Here is a 16,661-nt window from a genome sequence, read left to right on the forward strand (position 1 = left end):
GGGGGGGGGGGGGGGCGGCTTTACTTATGCTAATCAGACAACGCTAAACGCGCCATGTCCTGGACATTTTTTTACGCTTCTGTGAATCCTGTCGCCTCGCTGGGATTAGCGCGCGAAAAAGGCTACACTTCGGCTTTGAACTATCTATCAAAATAGAAAGAGGCGAAGTCCAACGTGGCTCAATTCGTTTATACCATGCATCGTGTCGGCAAAGTGGTTCCGCCGAAACGTCATATTTTGAAAAATATCTCCCTCAGCTTTTTCCCTGGCGCGAAAATCGGTGTGCTCGGTCTGAACGGCGCCGGTAAATCTACCCTGCTGCGCATCATGGCCGGTATCGACACCGAGATCGAAGGTGAAGCGCGTCCGCAGCCCGGCATCAAAATCGGCTACCTGCCGCAGGAGCCGCAGCTCAACCCGGAGCACACCGTGCGCGAGTCCGTGGAAGAAGCGGTCGCCGAAGTGGTTAACGCGCTGAAGGGGCTGGACGAAGTCTATGCCAAATACGCCGAGCCGGATGCGGACTTCGATAAGCTTGCCGCACAGCAAGGCAAGTTCGAAGAGATTATCCAGGCGCACGACGGCCACAACCTGAACGTCCAGCTGGAGCGCGCGGCCGACGCCCTGCGCCTGCCGGACTGGGATGCGAAAATCGCTAATCTTTCCGGTGGTGAACGCCGCCGCGTCGCGCTGTGCCGTCTGCTGCTGGAAAAACCGGATATGCTGCTGCTCGACGAACCGACCAACCACCTCGACGCCGAGTCCGTCGCCTGGCTGGAACGCTTCCTGCACGACTTCGAAGGCACCGTGGTGGCGATTACCCACGACCGTTACTTCCTTGATAACGTCGCCGGCTGGATCCTCGAGCTTGACCGCGGCGAAGGTATTCCGTGGGAAGGCAACTACTCCTCCTGGCTGGAGCAGAAAGACCAGCGTCTGGCGCAGGAAGCTTCTCAGGAAGCCGCACGCCGCAAATCTATCGAGAAAGAACTCGAGTGGGTTCGCCAGGGCGCGAAAGGCCGTCAGTCTAAGGGCAAAGCCCGCCTGGCGCGCTTTGAAGAGCTTAACAACGTTGAATATCAGAAACGTAACGAGACTAACGAACTGTTCATTCCGCCAGGCCCGCGTCTGGGCGATAAAGTTCTGGAAGTCAGCCATCTGCGCAAATCTTACGGCGACCGCGTTCTGATTGACGATCTGAGCTTCTCGGTACCGAAAGGCGCTATCGTCGGCATCATCGGTCCGAACGGCGCGGGTAAATCCACCCTCTTCCGCATGATGTCCGGCCAGGAACAGCCTGATTCCGGCACCATCACCCTGGGTGAAACCGTTAAGCTGGCTTCCGTCGATCAGTTCCGCGACGCGATGGACAACAGTAAGACCGTGTGGGAAGAAGTGTCTGGCGGCCTGGATATCATGAAGATCGGCAACACCGAGATGCCGAGCCGCGCCTACGTGGGCCGCTTTAACTTCAAAGGCGTCGACCAGGGTAAACGCGTTGGCGAGCTGTCCGGCGGTGAACGTGGTCGTCTGCACCTGGCGAAACTGCTGCAGGTCGGCGGTAACGTCCTGCTGCTCGATGAACCAACCAACGACCTGGATATCGAAACCCTGCGCGCGCTGGAAAACGCCCTGCTGGAGTTCCCGGGCTGCGCGATGGTTATCTCGCACGACCGCTGGTTCCTTGACCGTATTGCCACCCACATTCTGGATTACCAGGATGAAGGTAAGGTTGAGTTCTTCGAAGGTAACTTTACCGAGTACGAAGAGTACAAGAAACGCACTCTCGGCGCCGACGCGCTGGAGCCGAAGCGAATCAAGTACAAACGTATCGCGAAATAAAACGCAAAAAGGCAACGCAAGTTGCCTTTTTTAATGTTTGCTCCCTCTCCCATTGGGAGAGGGTTGGGGTGAGGGCTACAGCCCGCAGAGCACCTACCCCTGCTCGCCCATCAGCTGTTTCACCAGCTCGACGCAGCGCAGGAACCGGGCATCGTAGTCCGACTCCTTCACATGGACGAATTCGATCTCGTTCTCTTTCAGCAGCGATACCAGCAACGACTGAAACTCTTTACGATCCACCGAGCTTCCAAGACTGCGCAGTCCATCGGCCACCCACGGGGTATTGTTCTCCAGCAGGATCACCAGGTCGAAGCGGTATTCATCAATCAGCGCCTGCACAAACGGGTGCTCACGTCCCTCGTACTTCAGACAGAAGGCCTGAGTGCTGACGAAGTCGGTATCGATGAACGCCACCTTGTTGGCATATTTCACCGCAAAATCAATATACTGCGCATGCCCAAGGGCAATTTTATCGTAATCCGAATACTGGAGCGCCATCTCATCGCCGCCGAGATGCGAAAAAACATAATCCCGGCCATATTCCCAGGCGCTGGTGGTATTGAAGATATTGGCGAGTTTATTGACCAGCGTCGATTTACCGCTCGACTCGCCGCCGAGGATCGCCACCGTCCGCACAAAGAACGGTTTCACTTCCGTCGGAATATATTCCCAGTAGCGGAACGGGTTCTCGCGGATCTGCCCGCCGCTAATATTCATAAAGGTCCGCTTAGGATCGATAAGCACCGTCTCGATCCCCAGATGCTCAAGGTACTGCGGCGCATCGGCCTCTTCCGAGGTATAGATCCGGTTCGGCTCGATCCCTTTTTCGCTCATAAAAGCGCGGATCCCATGGCTCCAGACGTCCCAGCCGTGCGGATAGGGCTCCATCCCCTCTTCATTGAAGGCGTGGATGCGAATATTCTTCTGATATTTAAAGGTTTGCAGCAGCCAGCGCAGGCGGTCAGGCACCGTCGGCTGTTGCGACATGGCGCTCTCTTCAAACAGCTCGCGGTCGCGGGTATCGTCATAGCCCATAATGATATGCAGCTCATCGACCTGGCTACAGGCGCGCTGTATCAGGTAGATATGCCCGGTATGCAGCGGGTAAAACTTACCAAACACCACGCCGACGCTTTTCTGTCGGCGGGGAAACTCCAGCCCGAGGAAACGATGCAGCGCTTCAAGCTTCTGCGCGCTCGGGCTTTTGATTTTGGCATTCAGCAGCTGGCTAAGATACCCCTTGGTCATTCCGCTGGCTTCCGCCACCTGCTGCAGGGTACAGCCTTTCTGCTTAATGGCGCTTTTTAAATAGTCAAATGACGACATCGCTAATCTCCTTTTAACTTATTATAAGTCGTCAAAAACGCTTAGCGCGTCTGAAAGCTTTTTCACGCCAAAGATTTGCATGCCTTCCGGCACTTTTTTCGGCACATTGGCCGCCGGGACGATGGCGCGGCGAAAGCCGTGCTTCGCCGCTTCGGAGATACGCTCCTGACCGCTCGGTACCGGGCGAATTTCCCCGGCCAGCCCCACTTCGCCAAAGACCACCAGATCCTGCGGCAGAGGACGGTCGCGCAGGCTGGAGACCATCGCCAGCAGCAGCGCCAGGTCGGCGCTGGTTTCCGTGACCTTCACCCCGCCGACCACATTGACGAAGACGTCCTGATCGGCCATCTGTAGGCCGCCGTGACGGTGCAGCACCGCCAGCAGGATCGCCAGACGGTTCTGTTCCAGCCCCACCGCAACGCGGCGCGGGTTGGACATCATCGAGTGATCGACCAGCGCCTGGATCTCCACCAGCAGCGGGCGGGTCCCTTCCCAGACCACCATCACCGAGCTACCGGAGGTGATTTCATCTCCCCGGCTGAGGAAGATAGCGGACGGGTTGCTCACTTCGCGCAGGCCCTGCTCGGTCATGGCGAAGACGCCCAGCTCGTTCACCGCGCCAAAGCGGTTTTTATGGCTGCGCAACGTGCGGAAGCGGGAGTCGGCATCCCCGTCCAGCAGCACCGAGCAGTCGATACAGTGCTCCAGCACCTTCGGACCGGCCAGCGAGCCGTCTTTGGTGACGTGGCCGACCATCACAATCGCCACGCCGCGAGTTTTAGCAAAGCGCGTCAAATAGGCCGCGGTTTCCCGTACCTGGGCGACGCTGCCCGGCGACGACTGCACGTCGGCCATATGCATCACCTGGATGGAGTCGATCACCATCAGCTGCGGCTTTTCTTCATCGGCGATCTGACAGATCTGCTCAATGCTGGTTTCCGAGAGCATGTTCAGGTTGGCCGTTGGCAACCCGAGACGATGGGCGCGCATCGCCACCTGCTGCAGGGACTCCTCCCCGGTGACGTACAGGGTTTTCATCCCTTCCGCCAGTTTGCAGAGGGTTTGCAGCAGCAGCGTCGATTTGCCCGCGCCGGGGTTGCCGCCAATCAGGATCGCGCTGCCCGGCACTACGCCGCCGCCCAGCACGCGGTCGAATTCTTTAAAGCCGGTGGAGAAACGCGGCAGCGCCTCCAGGCTGATATCTGACAGCTTCTGCACCTTCGACACGCCGGCGTTACCGGCATAGCCTGAAAGACGCTCGTTTCTCGCCACCTGCGGCGACGCGGCGATGCGCATCTCGGTGATGGTGTTCCAGGCATGGCAGGCGCTGCACTGCCCCTGCCAGCGCGGATAATCCGCACCACATTCATTACAGACAAATGCGCGTTTTGGAGCTTTCGCCACGTTTACCTCTTACTTTTGGTTCATGCTGCCCGAGAGAATACAGAATACCCCCATCAGGTCAGCGTGGCGGATAGTCACTTCCGCCTGTTCATTCACTTTGGGCTTCGCGTGATAGGCGATGCCAAGCCCTGCTGCCTTAATCATCGGCAGGTCGTTGGCGCCATCGCCGATAGCCACGGTTTGCGCCGTTGGGATCTCATACTTTTCCGCCAGCTTGCGCAACGTATTGGCTTTATATTTCGCATCGACGATATCGCCGAGCACGTTGCCGGTGAGCTTGCCGTCGCGGATCTCCAGCTCATTGGCGAATACCGCGTCGAGATGCAGTTTGTCGCGCAGATACTCGGCAAAGAAGGTGAAACCGCCGGAGGCGATCGCCACTTTCCAACCCAGCGTTTCCAGCTTGAGCACCAGCTGCGCCAGGCCCGGCATCAGCGGCAGCGCGTCGCGAACCTGCAGCAAAATACTGGCATCGGCGTCTTTCAGCGTCGCCACGCGCTGGCGCAGGCTGGCGGTGAAGTCCAGCTCGCCACGCATCGCCCGCTCGGTCACTTCCGAGACCAGCTCGCCGGTGCCGGCCAGTTTCGCAATCTCATCGATGCATTCGATCTGAATCGCCGTGGAGTCCATGTCCATCACCAGCAGGCCCGGGGTGCGCAAATGGGGAATTTTACCCAATGGCGCGACGTCCAGCCCCGCCTCATGCGCCAGTCGCGTCGCACGGGGAGTCAGCGAACCGGCCAGACGGATCACCTGGTAATCCTCGACCACCCAGGAGGCAACGATCACTAACGCGGCGCCCAGCTCACGCTGCCACGCCGTCAGCCGACGTTTATCCAGACCGCGACCATACAGCAGCCAGCCGCTGCGCCCGGCGTGATAATCCAGCGGCATGACCTCGTCGCCGCTCAGGGAAAGCGGCAACCCAGGCCACAGGGAAACGTCTTCAGGCAGGTCGCACCAGGTCAAACTGTTAGGCATTACGGCTCCACATCTCTTCATTCAGGCGAGGAAAATAACGCATGAGGCTACCTTGTAACCAGCGCTTCTGGCAACATTAAGCTGCAAATTTTCAAAGGTGGAATATGGTTCGCGCAAAACTGAAATTCCGGCTGCATCGTGCGGTCATTGTTCTTATCTGTCTCGCCCTGCTCGTCGCGCTGATGCAGGGCGCTTCGTGGTTCAGTCAGAACAGTCAGAAACAACGCAATCCGCAGCTGGAAGAGCTGGCCCGCACGCTGGCGCAGCAGGTGGTGCTGAATCTCGCGCCGCTGATGCGCAGCGAGACGCCTGACGAGAAGCGCATCAATCAGCTGTTGACCCAGCTAACCCATAACAGCCGCGTCCTGGACGCCGGCGTATATGACGAACAGGGCGACCTGGTGGCGCGCTCTGGCGAAAGCGTCGAGGTTCGCGACCGGCTGGCGCTGGATGGTAAAAAAGCCGGCGGCTACTTCAACCAGCAGATTGTCGAACCGGTGCCAGGAAAAAACGGCCCGCTGGGCTACCTGCGTCTGACCCTCGATACTCATACCCTGGCGACCGAGGCGAAGCAGGTGGATAATACCACCAATATCTTACGCCTGATGCTGTTACTGTCCCTGGCTATCGGCGTGGTGCTGACCCGCACGCTGCTGCAGGGCAAACGCACCCGCTGGCAGCAATCGCCCTTCCTGCTCACCGCCAACAAGCCGGTTGAGGATGAAGACGATGAAAAGAAAGGAAATCTATAATGTCCACATTGCGCCTCCTGCTCTCTGACTCTTACGACCCGTGGTTCAACCTGGCGGTCGAGGAGTGCATTTTCCGCCAGATGCCCGCCACCCAGCGGGTGCTGTTCCTGTGGCGCAATGCCGATACCGTGGTCATCGGCCGCGCGCAGAACCCGTGGAAGGAGTGTAATACCCGCCGCATGGAGGAAGACCATGTGCGGCTGGCCCGTCGCAGCAGCGGCGGCGGCGCGGTGTTCCACGACCTCGGCAATACCTGCTTTACCTTTATGGCAGGCAAACCGGAGTACGACAAAACCGTCTCCACCGCTATTGTGCTGACGGCGCTTAATTCACTCGGCGTAACCGCCGAAGCCTCCGGGCGCAACGATCTGGTGGTCAAAACCGACAGCGGCGACCGCAAAGTCTCCGGCTCCGCCTATCGTGAAACCATGGACCGCGGTTTTCATCACGGTACCCTGCTGCTCAACGCCGATTTAAGCCGTCTCGCCAACTACCTCAACCCGGACCAGAAAAAGCTGCAGGCTAAAGGCATTACCTCGGTGCGCGGACGGGTGGCGAACCTGGTTGAGCTGCTGCCGGGCATTACCCATCAGCAAGTTTGCGAGGCGATCCAGGAAGCATTCTTCAGCCATTACGGCGAACGGGTGGACGCCGAGGTGATCTCCCCGGACAACACGCCGGATCTACCAAATTTTGCTGAGACATTCGCCCGTCAGAGCAGCTGGGAGTGGAACTTCGGCCAGGCGCCGGCCTTCTCTCATCTTCTGGACGAGCGCTTTCGCTGGGGCGGCGTTGAGCTGCATTTTGACGTCGAAAAAGGGCATATCACCCGCGCGCAGGCCTTTACCGATAGCCTGAACCCGGCGCCGCTGGAGGCCCTGGCGGCACGCTTAGTCGGCTGTCAGTATCGGGCAGAAGTATTACAGCAGCAGTGCGAGGCGCTGGTCGGCGATTTCCCGGAGCAGGAAGCGGAACTGAAAGAACTGTCGGCGTGGATTGCCGGCGCAGTGCGCTGATAAAAAAGCCCGCTGCGCTTAGCGGGCCTGGAAAACCGTAGGCCGGGTCAGACGAAGCCGCCACCCGGCACAACAGCTCTTACTCTTTATCGCCCAGCAGCACGGATTCCAGTGCGATTTTGATCATGTCGTTGAACGTGGTCTGACGTTCAGCGGCAGTGGTCTGCTCGTGGGTACGGATGTGGTCGGAGACGGTGCAGATGGTCAGCGCTTTCGCGCCGAACTCCGCCGCCACGCCGTAGATACCCGCCGCTTCCATTTCCACGCCCAGAATGCCGTATTTTTCCATCACGTCGAACATGGACGGGTCCGGCGTATAGAACAGGTCTGCGGAGAAGATGTTGCCGACGCGCGCGTCAACGCCCAGCGCTTTCGCCGCGTCTACCGCATTACGCACCATGCCGAAATCGGCAATCGCCGCAAAATCATGGTCTTTGAAACGCAGACGGTTCACTTTAGAGTCGGTGCACGCGCCCATGCCGATCACCACGTCACGCAGTTTGACATCTTCACGCACCGCGCCGCAGGATCCCACGCGGATGATTTTCTTCACGCCGAAATCGGTGATCAGCTCTTTGGTGTAGATAGAGCAGGACGGGATACCCATCCCGTGGCCCATCACGGAGATTTTGCGGCCTTTATAGGTACCGGTGAAGCCCAGCATGCCGCGCACGTTGTTCACTTCACGCACGTCTTCGAGGAAGGTTTCTGCAATGTGCTTCGCGCGCAGCGGGTCGCCCGGCATCAAAACGACGTCAGCGAAATCGCCCATTTCTGCGTTAATGTGAGGAGTTGCCATCTTCAGTTCCTTTTACATTGTTGTTTTTGCCGGGTGGCGGCTACGCCTTACCCGGCCTACAAATCGTAGGCCCGGATCGCTGTGCGCCACCGGGCAATGACCTCAGAACATGGCTTTGCCATATTCCATGTCAGACGTACCAAAGTATTTCGCAATAGTCTGGCCGATGTCCGCGAAGGTTTCACGGTGACCGAGCGAACCTGGTTTCACTTTCGGGCCGTACACCAGCACCGGGATATGCTCGCGGGTGTGGTCAGTACCAGTCCAGGTCGGGTCGCAGCCGTGGTCGGCGGTGAGGATCAGGATGTCGTCCTCACCAACCAGCTCCATCAGCTCCGGCAGACGGCGGTCGAACAGCTCCAGACCCGCCGCGTAGCCAGCGACGTCACGACGGTGGCCCCAGGAGGAGTCAAAATCGACGAAGTTAGTGAAGACGATAGTCTCGTCGCCCGCTTCCTTCATCTCTTTGATGGTCGCGTCGAACAGCGCGTCCAGCCCGGTGGCTTTCACTTTCTTAGTGATACCGCAGTTGGCGTAGATATCGGCGATTTTACCCACGGACACCACGTGGCCGTTTTTCTCGTCGACCAGCTTCTGCAGCACGGTCGGCGCCGGCGGCTCTACCGCCAGGTCGTGACGGTTACCGGTACGCTGGAAGTTACCGGCTTTGTCGCCCACGAAAGGACGAGCAATCACGCGACCAATGTTATAGCCGCCTTCGGTCAGCTCTTCACGCGCGATTTCGCACAGCTCATACAGCTTGTCGAGGCCAAAGGTCTCTTCGTGGCAGGCGATCTGGAACACCGAGTCAGCGGAGGTATAGAAGATCGGTTTCCCGGTTTTCATATGCTCTTCGCCGAGCTGATCGAGGATCACCGTCCCGGAGGAGTGGCAGTTGCCGAGATAGCCCGGCAGGTTGGCGCGTTTCACCAGCTTATCCAGCAGCTCCTGCGGGAAACTGTTTTCCTGGTCGCTGAAGTAGCCCCAGTCAAACAGCACCGGCACGCCGGCGATTTCCCAGTGGCCGGACGGGGTATCTTTACCGGAAGAAAGTTCATGCGCCCAGGCATAGGCGCCAATCACTTCGGCATTGCCATCCATACCCGCGGCAATTTTACCGGTGGAGCCTTCATGCGCTTTCACCAGACCCAGACGGGTCAGGTTCGGTAAATTCAGCGGGCCTTTGCGGCCGTGGTCAGCCTCGCCTTTGGCGCAGGCTTCTGCAATGTGGCCCAGCGTATCGGCGCCGACGTCGCCAAAGCGGTCTGCGTCTTCCGTTGCGCCAATCCCAAAGGAGTCCAGCACCATGATAAATGCACGTTTCATCTTGTTCTCCATACATCTTGCGCTGCAAAAAAGCGATCAGATCAGTATATCGCTATTCAGTGATACGGCGATAGACTGTCGGTGTAATTTCCGGGGCTTTATCGTCCAGTTTAATGGCCGCTTTGACCGCTTTCGCGGCCTCCTGCCAGCTGTTCTCATCTTTGGCATGGATCACCGCCAGCGGACGCTGTCCGTCGACGCGGTCACCCAGACGCGCCATCTCGGTAAAGCCAACGCTATAGTCAATGGTGTCCGATGCCTGACGGCGGCCGCCGCCCATAGAAACCACTGCCATGCCCAGCGCGCGAGTATCCATCGCGCTGATAAAACCTTCGGTATCAGCATAGACTGCTTTGCTCAGCATCGCCGTCGGCAGATAATTAGCATAATTCTCGACAAAGTCGCTCGGCCCTTTCTGCGCCGCGACCATGCGGCCAAACACTTCCGCCGCTTTACCGTTATCCAGCACCGCCTGCAGCTTCGCGCGCGCCTCGGCATCGTCCGCCGCCAGCTTGCCGGAGATCAGCATTTCCACACACAGCGCCATTGTCACGTCGAACAGGCGCGGGTTGCGGTATTCGCCGGTCAGGAACTGCACCGCTTCGCGAACTTCAACGGCGTTGCCGGCGCTGGAGGCCAGTACCTGATTCATATCGGTCAGCAGCGCGGTGGTGCGCACGCCGGCGCCGTTGGCGACACCCACGATCGCTTCGGCCAGCGCGGCAGAGAGTTCATAAGTCGGCATAAACGCGCCGCTGCCGACTTTGACGTCCATCACCAGCGCATCCAGCCCTTCCGCCAGCTTCTTCGCCAGAATCGAGGCGGTAATCAGCGGGATGGAGTCCACCGTCGCGGTAATATCGCGGGTGGCATAGAAACGTTTGTCGGCCGGGGCAAGGGAGCTGGTCTGCCCGATAATTGCCACGCCAACATCTTTAATAATCTCGCGGAAGCGGTTGTCGTCCGGGAAGATATCGAAGCCCGGGATCGCTTCCAGTTTGTCCAGCGTACCGCCGGTATGGCCGAGGCCGCGGCCGGAGATCATCGGTACGTAACCACCGCAGGCGGCCACCATCGGCCCCAGCATCAGCGAAGTGACATCCCCGACGCCGCCGGTAGAGTGTTTATCGACGATCGGACCGTTAAGGTTGAGGCTTTTCCAGTCCAGAACGGTACCGGAATCCCGCATCGCCATGGTCAGCGAAACGCGCTCCGGCATAGACATATCGTGGAAGAAGATGGTCATCGCCAGCGCGGCGATCTGCCCTTCAGAGATAGTATTGTCGCGGATGCCGTTGATGAAAAAGCGGATCTCTTCATCGCTTAATGCCTGACCATCACGTTTTTTACGAATAATTTCTTGTGCGAGAAACACGGTAACCTCCCAAAGAGAATAAATTGCCGGATGACGGCGCGAGCGCCTTATCCGGCCTACAGGCATCAATTCGTAGGCCGGATAAGCGCAGCGCCATCCGGCAAATCAAGGGATTAGTAGCTGCTGGCGCTCTTGCCGTCGCCGTGACCCAGGGCTTTCAACAGACTAGCCAGCAGGCTGGATGCGCCAAAACGATAGTGACGAGAATCGGCCCAGTCGGCGCCGAACAGTTCATCAGCGATCGCCAGGAACTGCTGCGCGTCTTCCGCGCTGCGCACGCCGCCCGCCGGTTTGAAGCCAACGGTTTTCTCAACACCCATATCGCGGATCACTTCCATCATGATGCGCGCGCTTTCCGGCGTGGCATTCACCGGCACTTTACCGGTCGAGGTTTTGATGAAATCGGCCCCGGCTTTGATAGAGATTTCAGACGCTTTACGGATCAGCGCTTCTTCTTTCAGCTCACCGGTTTCGATGATCACTTTCAGCAGCACGTTAGCCGCCGCACAGGCTTCCTTACAGGCTTTCACCAGCTCGAAACCGACCTGCTCGTTGCCGGCGATCAGCGCGCGGTACGGGAAGACCACGTCCACTTCATCTGCTCCGTAAGCGATCGCCGCGCGGGTTTCCGCCAGCGCAATGTCGATATCGTCATTCCCGTGCGGGAAGTTGGTGACCGTGGCGATGCGAATATCCGGCGTCCCCTGCTCATTCAGCGTCTTACGGGCGATCGGGATGAAGCGCGGGTAGATGCAGACCGCCGCGGTGTTACCCACCGGCGTTTTCGCCTGATGACACAGGGCAATGACTTTCTCATTGGTGTCGTCGTCATTCAGAGTGGTCAGGTCCATCAGTTTTAACGCGCGCAGGCTGCTTGCTTTTAAATCAGTCATTTCATACTCCGCCGGCGTCATGCCGGATCAATAGTTTGTTCACCTTGCGAGTCTGTTACTATTGTAACATTCGCTCGTCGTTACACTTCGACATTCATCACAGTTAATGAAAACTACTTACTAATTTGCATTACTGTAACGTGATTAAAATCACAAATTAGCACTCAATACCGCAGCAATTATCGTTAGTCCCCTCTTAAGCATAATCGATACTATACCGCCGATGAGAATGTGATAATTATAACACATAATAACAGATACACTCGATAGCGTGGCGCACATTTTGCCCAATTTACGGGCAATAAAAACGCTACAAATTGAAATATAAACCTTTTTTCAAAAAAGAGAGTGGTGATGGAATTATCACATTTACAGCAACACCAGCGGCACGGTGGCCGCTGGTTCAGGAGACAGGCTTACAGGGCGAGAAAAACCCCGGCGATGGTGGCGCTCATCAGGTTGGACAGCGTCCCCGCCGCTACCGCACGTAGCCCAAGCTGAGCGATATCCTGCCGCCGGTTGGGCGCCATTCCCCCGAGTCCGCCAATCAGAATGGCGATCGATGACAGGTTGGCAAAGCCGCACAGCGCGAAAGAGATAATGGCTTTGGTGTGATCTGAAATGACCTGCAGCCCGGCCGCCGCCACTTCGGCATCCGCCTTTAAATATTCGCCAAAGTTCATGTAGGCCACGAACTCGTTAATGATCAGCTTCTGGCCGATAAACGACCCCGCCACCGTCGCTTCGTGCCACGGCACGCCAATCACCCACGCCAGCGGTGAGAAGATCCAGCCGAGGATCATCTGCAGCGACAGTTCAGGATGGTTAAACCAGCCGCCGACGCCGGAGAGTATGCCGTTCAGCAGGGCGATCAGCGCAATAAACGCCAGCAGCATCGCGCCGACGTTGAGCGCCAGTTGCATACCAGACGCGGCGCCGGAGGCGGCGGCATCCAGCACGTTGGCCGGTTTATCCGCGTCAGCGCTTTGGCTGTCATGAGCCGGGTTATCGTCCGGTTTTTCCGTTTCCGGTACGATAATTTTGGCAAACAGCAGGCCTCCCGGCGCCGCCATAAACGACGCGGCAATAAGGTACTCCAGCGGAACGCCCATCTGCGCATAGCCCGCCAGTACCGAGCCCGCCACCGAGGCCAGGCCGCCGCACATGACCGCAAACAGCTCCGAGCGAGTCATGGTGGCGATATAAGGACGCACCACCAGCGGCGCTTCGGTCTGGCCAACAAAGATGTTTGCCGTGGCCGACAGCGATTCGGTACGTGAGGTCTTCAGCACTGCCCGCAGCGCGCCGCCGAGAATGCGAATGACCAGCTGCATAATGCCCAGGTAGTAAAGCACGGCAATCAGCGACGAGAAGAAGACGATCACCGGCAGCACGCGCAGGGCAAAGACGAAGCCGCCGCCGCCAAACACCTCGAACATTTTATCGGAGACCAGCCCGCCGAAGATGAAACTAATCCCTTCATTGCCGTAGGCAATAACGCTGGCGACGCCATTCGACATCGCTAATAGCGCCGCGCGCCCGGCCGGTACATACAATATTAACGCGCCGATACCCACCTGGATTATCCAGGCGCCGAGCACGGTGCGCAGGTTAATGGCTTTTCGGTTATTGGAGAGCAGCACAGCAATGGCCAATAGCGCCACCATGCCGATAAGTCCCATGAGGATTTGCATACAGATTCCCTGTGTTTTTGATAGTCCAGTACTAACCGCGTGATTATATCGGCCTGAAACTATCCTGCCCGTCTGGCTTCACACATTTTAAGCAAATCAATGATATGGATGGACAATTATGAGAAATCGATCACCATACAGAGGCCGGGGGAAGGGAAAACAAGGCGAGCGTATTGTGCATGATCCCTTCTTCTATGGCTGCCGGCGACTCCGGACGCAGTTCACACAGCGCCTCAAATACCCGTGCAGCTTGTTCCGGTCGATTGGGCTGTCCCTGAAAGCCATTTAGCGGCATATCCGGCGCATCGGTCTCCAGCAGCAGAGCGGAAAGCGGCAGACGCGCCATCACTTCACGGGTTTTACTGGCGCGGGGATAGGTAATGGTGCCGCCAACGCCGATCTTATAGCCAAGCTGAACGAAGCGCTCGGCCTGCTGCAGGCTGCCGGCAAAGCCATGGATGACTCCGGTACGCGGCAGGGCATGTTTTTTCAGCAGCATCGCCAGCTTATCGTGGGTGCGTCTGGAGTGGAGGATCACCGGCAGATCGTAACGCTTCGCCAGCCTCAGCTGCGCTTCCAGCAGCGCCTGCTGACGATCAAACTGCGGATCGTCGCGATAAAGATCGAGGCCAATCTCTCCCACCGCCACCAGTTTAGGCGGCCGCTGCGCCATCAAGGCTTCCAGCTGCGCCAGTCCCTCATCAGTATGCTCTTCGATGACGATCGGATGCATACCCAGCGCGGCGTACAGCGCTTCGTGCTGAGCTGCCAGCGCCAGCACGCGGCTAAAACGCTCAGCAGAGATGGCTGGAACGATAATTCGCCCGACGCCGGCCTGCGCCGCACGCGCCAGGCTGGCGACCTCATCTGCCGCGAAGGGGGGAAAATCAAAGTGACAGTGGGTATCGATAAAACGGTGCGTCACGCCAGATCCTCATGATCAAAACTGGGGTCATTCGCCTGGGGCGCAGGAATGATGGTCGCCTGGGGCGCTTCATTGGCCACCGGCACCGGCGGCACCACCACCGGCGCGGGCCGGGCAATACGCGGCGCGTGGCGCAGCAGCGGCGGCTGGTCGGCCAGTAGTTTACCCACCGTTGCCAGGAAATAACGGCCGCACTGGCGCCCGGTTTTGTAGTCCTCCAGCAGCGCCGGTAGTCGGCTGCCAAGCGCCATGCTGCGCAGCGGCCGCTGCGGATAGATTTCGAAGATCCGCAACTTACCCGGCGGTTTCTCGATGAACTGCTGGATGGCGCGGTAGGTAGTTTCGTGATGATGCACCAAATTGACCAGCGGTTGCAGACTACTCTCTCCCAGCCAGCGCTCCATCCGCTTGAACCACTGCGGGGTATAAAACATCTGCGAAGGGACGGTACGGATCACCACGATGGTCTGGGCGCCGCGGCGGGCCGCCTCCTGCACCGGGATCGCATCGCTGACGCCGCCGTCCAGGTAGCTAACGCCGTCGAGCAACACGCCGCTGCGATAAAAGCCGGGGATGGCGCTGGAGGCGCGGATCAGATCCAGCCACGTTTGCGGCGTCGGCGAAAAATAGCTGGCGGAGTAATCGTCACCGCGGCAAGCGCATAGCCACAGCTCTTTCCCCAACGCGAACTGCGCTTCGGCATAGTTCATGGCAAGCGGCATTTGCTGCGAAGTGGCCTCAACCAGCCAGTCGAGATCGATAAGGTTGCCGCCGCGCACAAAGCGCATCGGATCAAAAAACTGGCGTGAAGTGGTGTAGCGGGTGATAACTTTGCGGGCATAGCCTTGCTGATTACACATGTAGGCGGAGAGGTTTTGCGCGCCGGCGGAAGTACCCAGCATCAGGTCAAAGGGGTTAAATCCGGCGCGCATAAATTCGTCCAGCACCCCGGCAGTAAAAATCCCTCGCTGTCCTCCGCCTTCGCATACCAGCGCCAGCTTGCCTGGTCGGAAGGGTTTAACCGCCAGCGGGGCGATATTGCCCAGCGTGACGGGAATGCGTTGCCCCACCCTGCTTTCCTGTTCGATTGATCTTCTCCTGACAAGGTAACGCAATTTGCCCGCCGCTTAAACCGCGAAAGCCAGTCCTCAGGACTGGCTTTGTGTAAGATGACGTGTCAGTAAAAATGCTTAGGCTTCAGTATCGCCCGCATCGCGGGCCGCCTAAGGACGTCTGCGTCCTGTAAACAGGCTCACCAGGAACAAGATAATCCCGACGACAAAGACGATTTTCGCAGCGCCAGCGGCCGTACCCGCCAGACCACCAAAGCCCAGAGCCGCAGCAATTAATGCAATGACCAGAAAAATAATTCCCCATCGAAACATACTTTTCTCCTTACCATAATGGACGGTGAACAGCGGTTTGCGCACCCCTTCTGTATAGCTCATCGCTCAGTGGATGCTGCTATTCGTTCGGCAACCTTGGCCAGACAACACTTTTGTTAATAACTCGGTTTACTTAACGCTAAGATCGTTGCGCACGCTTTTCACACCGGAGACCGCTTTCGCAATCTCTGCGGCACGCTCCGCCTGCGCCGCGGAAGCCACCGTACCGGTCAGATGTACCGCGCCGGCGTTGGTTTCGACTTTCACATTGCGCGAAGGGACAATGTCATCCGCCAGCAGCTTGGCTTTCACTTCGCTGGTAATGGCGGTATCCCCGGCATAGCCTTTCAGCGTCGCCGTCTCGCTCGATGATTTATGATGGACCGTCAGCTTGTCGTTAACGTGTGAGACGCCTTTGACCTCTTTCGCTACGCTCAGTGCCTGACTTTTCTGTTCAGCACTGGTGACGTCGCCGCTGAGGGTGACCACTTTATTCTCCGTTTTCACCGAAATATCGCCGGAGTTAATATCTTTATGGTCGATCAGCGCCGCTTTTACCCGTGCGGTAATGGTACTGTCATCCATAAAATCGCCGACTTTGTTAATCGAATTATCTACCGCCTCTCCCGCATTGCTGGCAGCCGACTTCGCACTGTCTACCGTTGTTTTTTCCGTCTCTGCCGAGGCGTTCAACGCGGCTAAGCCTAAGAAGAGCGCCAGCAACATATTGGCATTCTTTAGTCTGGTCATCGTTATGTCCTCGTTTTTTCACCAGCGCTGGCGTCTTATCGCAGTGAATTACGCCAGCATTTTTAAAAACACGAATTAAATATAGTAGACAGACGAAGGGGTTGCGGAGGATATGGATAAAAAACAGACGAATTAGCGGTGTTTTAAGAACTTTCCAGAAGGAAGGGAACGGGGGCGTAATCAGAAAAAAACA

The 16,661-nt window shown here is 57.8% G+C and carries 15 protein-coding genes; 3 read left to right on the plus strand and 12 right to left on the minus strand.

Features of this window, described 5'->3' with window-relative positions:
* The first annotated feature begins 174 nt into the window (after positions 1-174).
* Entirely contained in the window at positions 175-1,842 is a 1,668-nt protein-coding gene (ettA, locus tag HMPREF9538_RS11675; protein WP_002887805.1) for an energy-dependent translational throttle protein EttA, read from the plus strand.
* A gap of 93 nt (positions 1,843-1,935) precedes the next feature.
* On the opposite strand, the gene nadR is transcribed toward ettA, so the two are convergent.
* The 3 genes from nadR to serB are packed head-to-tail and all read right to left on the minus strand — an operon-like array spanning position 1,936 to position 5,553.
* Entirely contained in the window at positions 1,936-3,168 is a 1,233-nt protein-coding gene (gene nadR, locus HMPREF9538_RS11670) for a multifunctional transcriptional regulator/nicotinamide-nucleotide adenylyltransferase/ribosylnicotinamide kinase NadR (protein ID WP_002887802.1), read from the minus strand.
* 21 nt (positions 3,169-3,189) lie between these two features.
* On the minus strand, positions 3,190-4,572 hold the full coding sequence (gene radA / locus HMPREF9538_RS11665; RefSeq protein ID WP_002887800.1) for a DNA repair protein RadA: 1,383 nt from the start codon (positions 4,570-4,572) through the stop codon (positions 3,190-3,192).
* Between the two features lie 9 nt (positions 4,573-4,581).
* The gene (serB, locus tag HMPREF9538_RS11660) at positions 4,582-5,553 is read right to left on the minus strand and encodes a phosphoserine phosphatase (protein WP_004177487.1); all 972 of its coding nucleotides are present in this window, start codon (positions 5,551-5,553) and stop codon (positions 4,582-4,584) included.
* A 104-nt stretch (positions 5,554-5,657) separates the two neighbouring features.
* On the opposite strand from serB, the gene HMPREF9538_RS11655 reads away from it, so the two are divergent.
* Positions 5,658-6,305, plus strand: coding sequence for a YtjB family periplasmic protein (locus HMPREF9538_RS11655; RefSeq protein ID WP_002887794.1), 648 nt, complete (start codon positions 5,658-5,660; stop codon positions 6,303-6,305).
* A complete protein-coding gene (gene lplA, locus HMPREF9538_RS11650; protein ID WP_004146971.1) occupies positions 6,305-7,321 on the plus strand; it encodes a lipoate--protein ligase LplA in 1,017 nt (338 codons plus the stop codon). Before HMPREF9538_RS11655 ends, lplA begins: the two co-directional genes overlap by 1 nt.
* 79 nt (positions 7,322-7,400) lie before the next feature.
* Here the strand turns inward: lplA and deoD are convergent, their stop codons facing one another.
* The 9 genes from deoD to osmY form a co-directional block, all read right to left on the minus strand.
* Positions 7,401-8,120 carry a purine-nucleoside phosphorylase gene (deoD, locus tag HMPREF9538_RS11645; protein ID WP_002887789.1) on the minus strand — a complete coding sequence of 240 codons (720 nt, stop codon included), beginning with the start codon at positions 8,118-8,120 and terminating at the stop codon, positions 7,401-7,403.
* Positions 8,121-8,222: 102 nt separating this feature from the next.
* Complete coding sequence (gene deoB / locus HMPREF9538_RS11640) at positions 8,223-9,446, minus strand: phosphopentomutase (protein ID WP_004151380.1); 1,224 nt, start codon at positions 9,444-9,446, stop codon at positions 8,223-8,225.
* Between the two features lie 52 nt (positions 9,447-9,498).
* Entirely contained in the window at positions 9,499-10,821 is a 1,323-nt protein-coding gene (gene deoA, locus HMPREF9538_RS11635; RefSeq protein ID WP_002887787.1) for a thymidine phosphorylase, read from the minus strand.
* Between the two features lie 113 nt (positions 10,822-10,934).
* Positions 10,935-11,714: a deoxyribose-phosphate aldolase gene (gene deoC, locus HMPREF9538_RS11630; RefSeq protein ID WP_002887784.1), complete on the minus strand. Its 780-nt coding sequence runs from the start codon at positions 11,712-11,714 to the stop codon at positions 10,935-10,937.
* 416 nt (positions 11,715-12,130) lie between these two features.
* On the minus strand, positions 12,131-13,408 hold the full coding sequence (locus HMPREF9538_RS11625) for a NupC/NupG family nucleoside CNT transporter (RefSeq protein WP_004146034.1): 1,278 nt from the start codon (positions 13,406-13,408) through the stop codon (positions 12,131-12,133).
* Between the two features lie 130 nt (positions 13,409-13,538).
* On the minus strand, positions 13,539-14,333 hold the full coding sequence (locus tag HMPREF9538_RS11620; RefSeq protein ID WP_002887780.1) for a metal-dependent hydrolase: 795 nt from the start codon (positions 14,331-14,333) through the stop codon (positions 13,539-13,541).
* Positions 14,330-15,403 carry a patatin-like phospholipase family protein gene (locus HMPREF9538_RS11615; protein WP_004146038.1) on the minus strand — a complete coding sequence of 358 codons (1,074 nt, stop codon included), beginning with the start codon at positions 15,401-15,403 and terminating at the stop codon, positions 14,330-14,332. The genes HMPREF9538_RS11620 and HMPREF9538_RS11615 overlap by 4 nt, the downstream gene beginning before the upstream one ends.
* 153 nt (positions 15,404-15,556) lie before the next feature.
* The gene (locus HMPREF9538_RS0127835) at positions 15,557-15,718 is read right to left on the minus strand and encodes a DUF1328 domain-containing protein (RefSeq protein WP_002887716.1); all 162 of its coding nucleotides are present in this window, start codon (positions 15,716-15,718) and stop codon (positions 15,557-15,559) included.
* A 129-nt stretch (positions 15,719-15,847) separates the two neighbouring features.
* Positions 15,848-16,468, minus strand: coding sequence for a molecular chaperone OsmY (osmY, locus tag HMPREF9538_RS11610; RefSeq protein WP_004146042.1), 621 nt, complete (start codon positions 16,466-16,468; stop codon positions 15,848-15,850).
* Positions 16,469-16,661 lie beyond the last annotated feature (193 nt).

It is taken from the genome of Klebsiella sp. MS 92-3 (assembly GCF_000195655.1).
Classification (GTDB): domain Bacteria; phylum Pseudomonadota; class Gammaproteobacteria; order Enterobacterales; family Enterobacteriaceae; genus Klebsiella; species Klebsiella pneumoniae.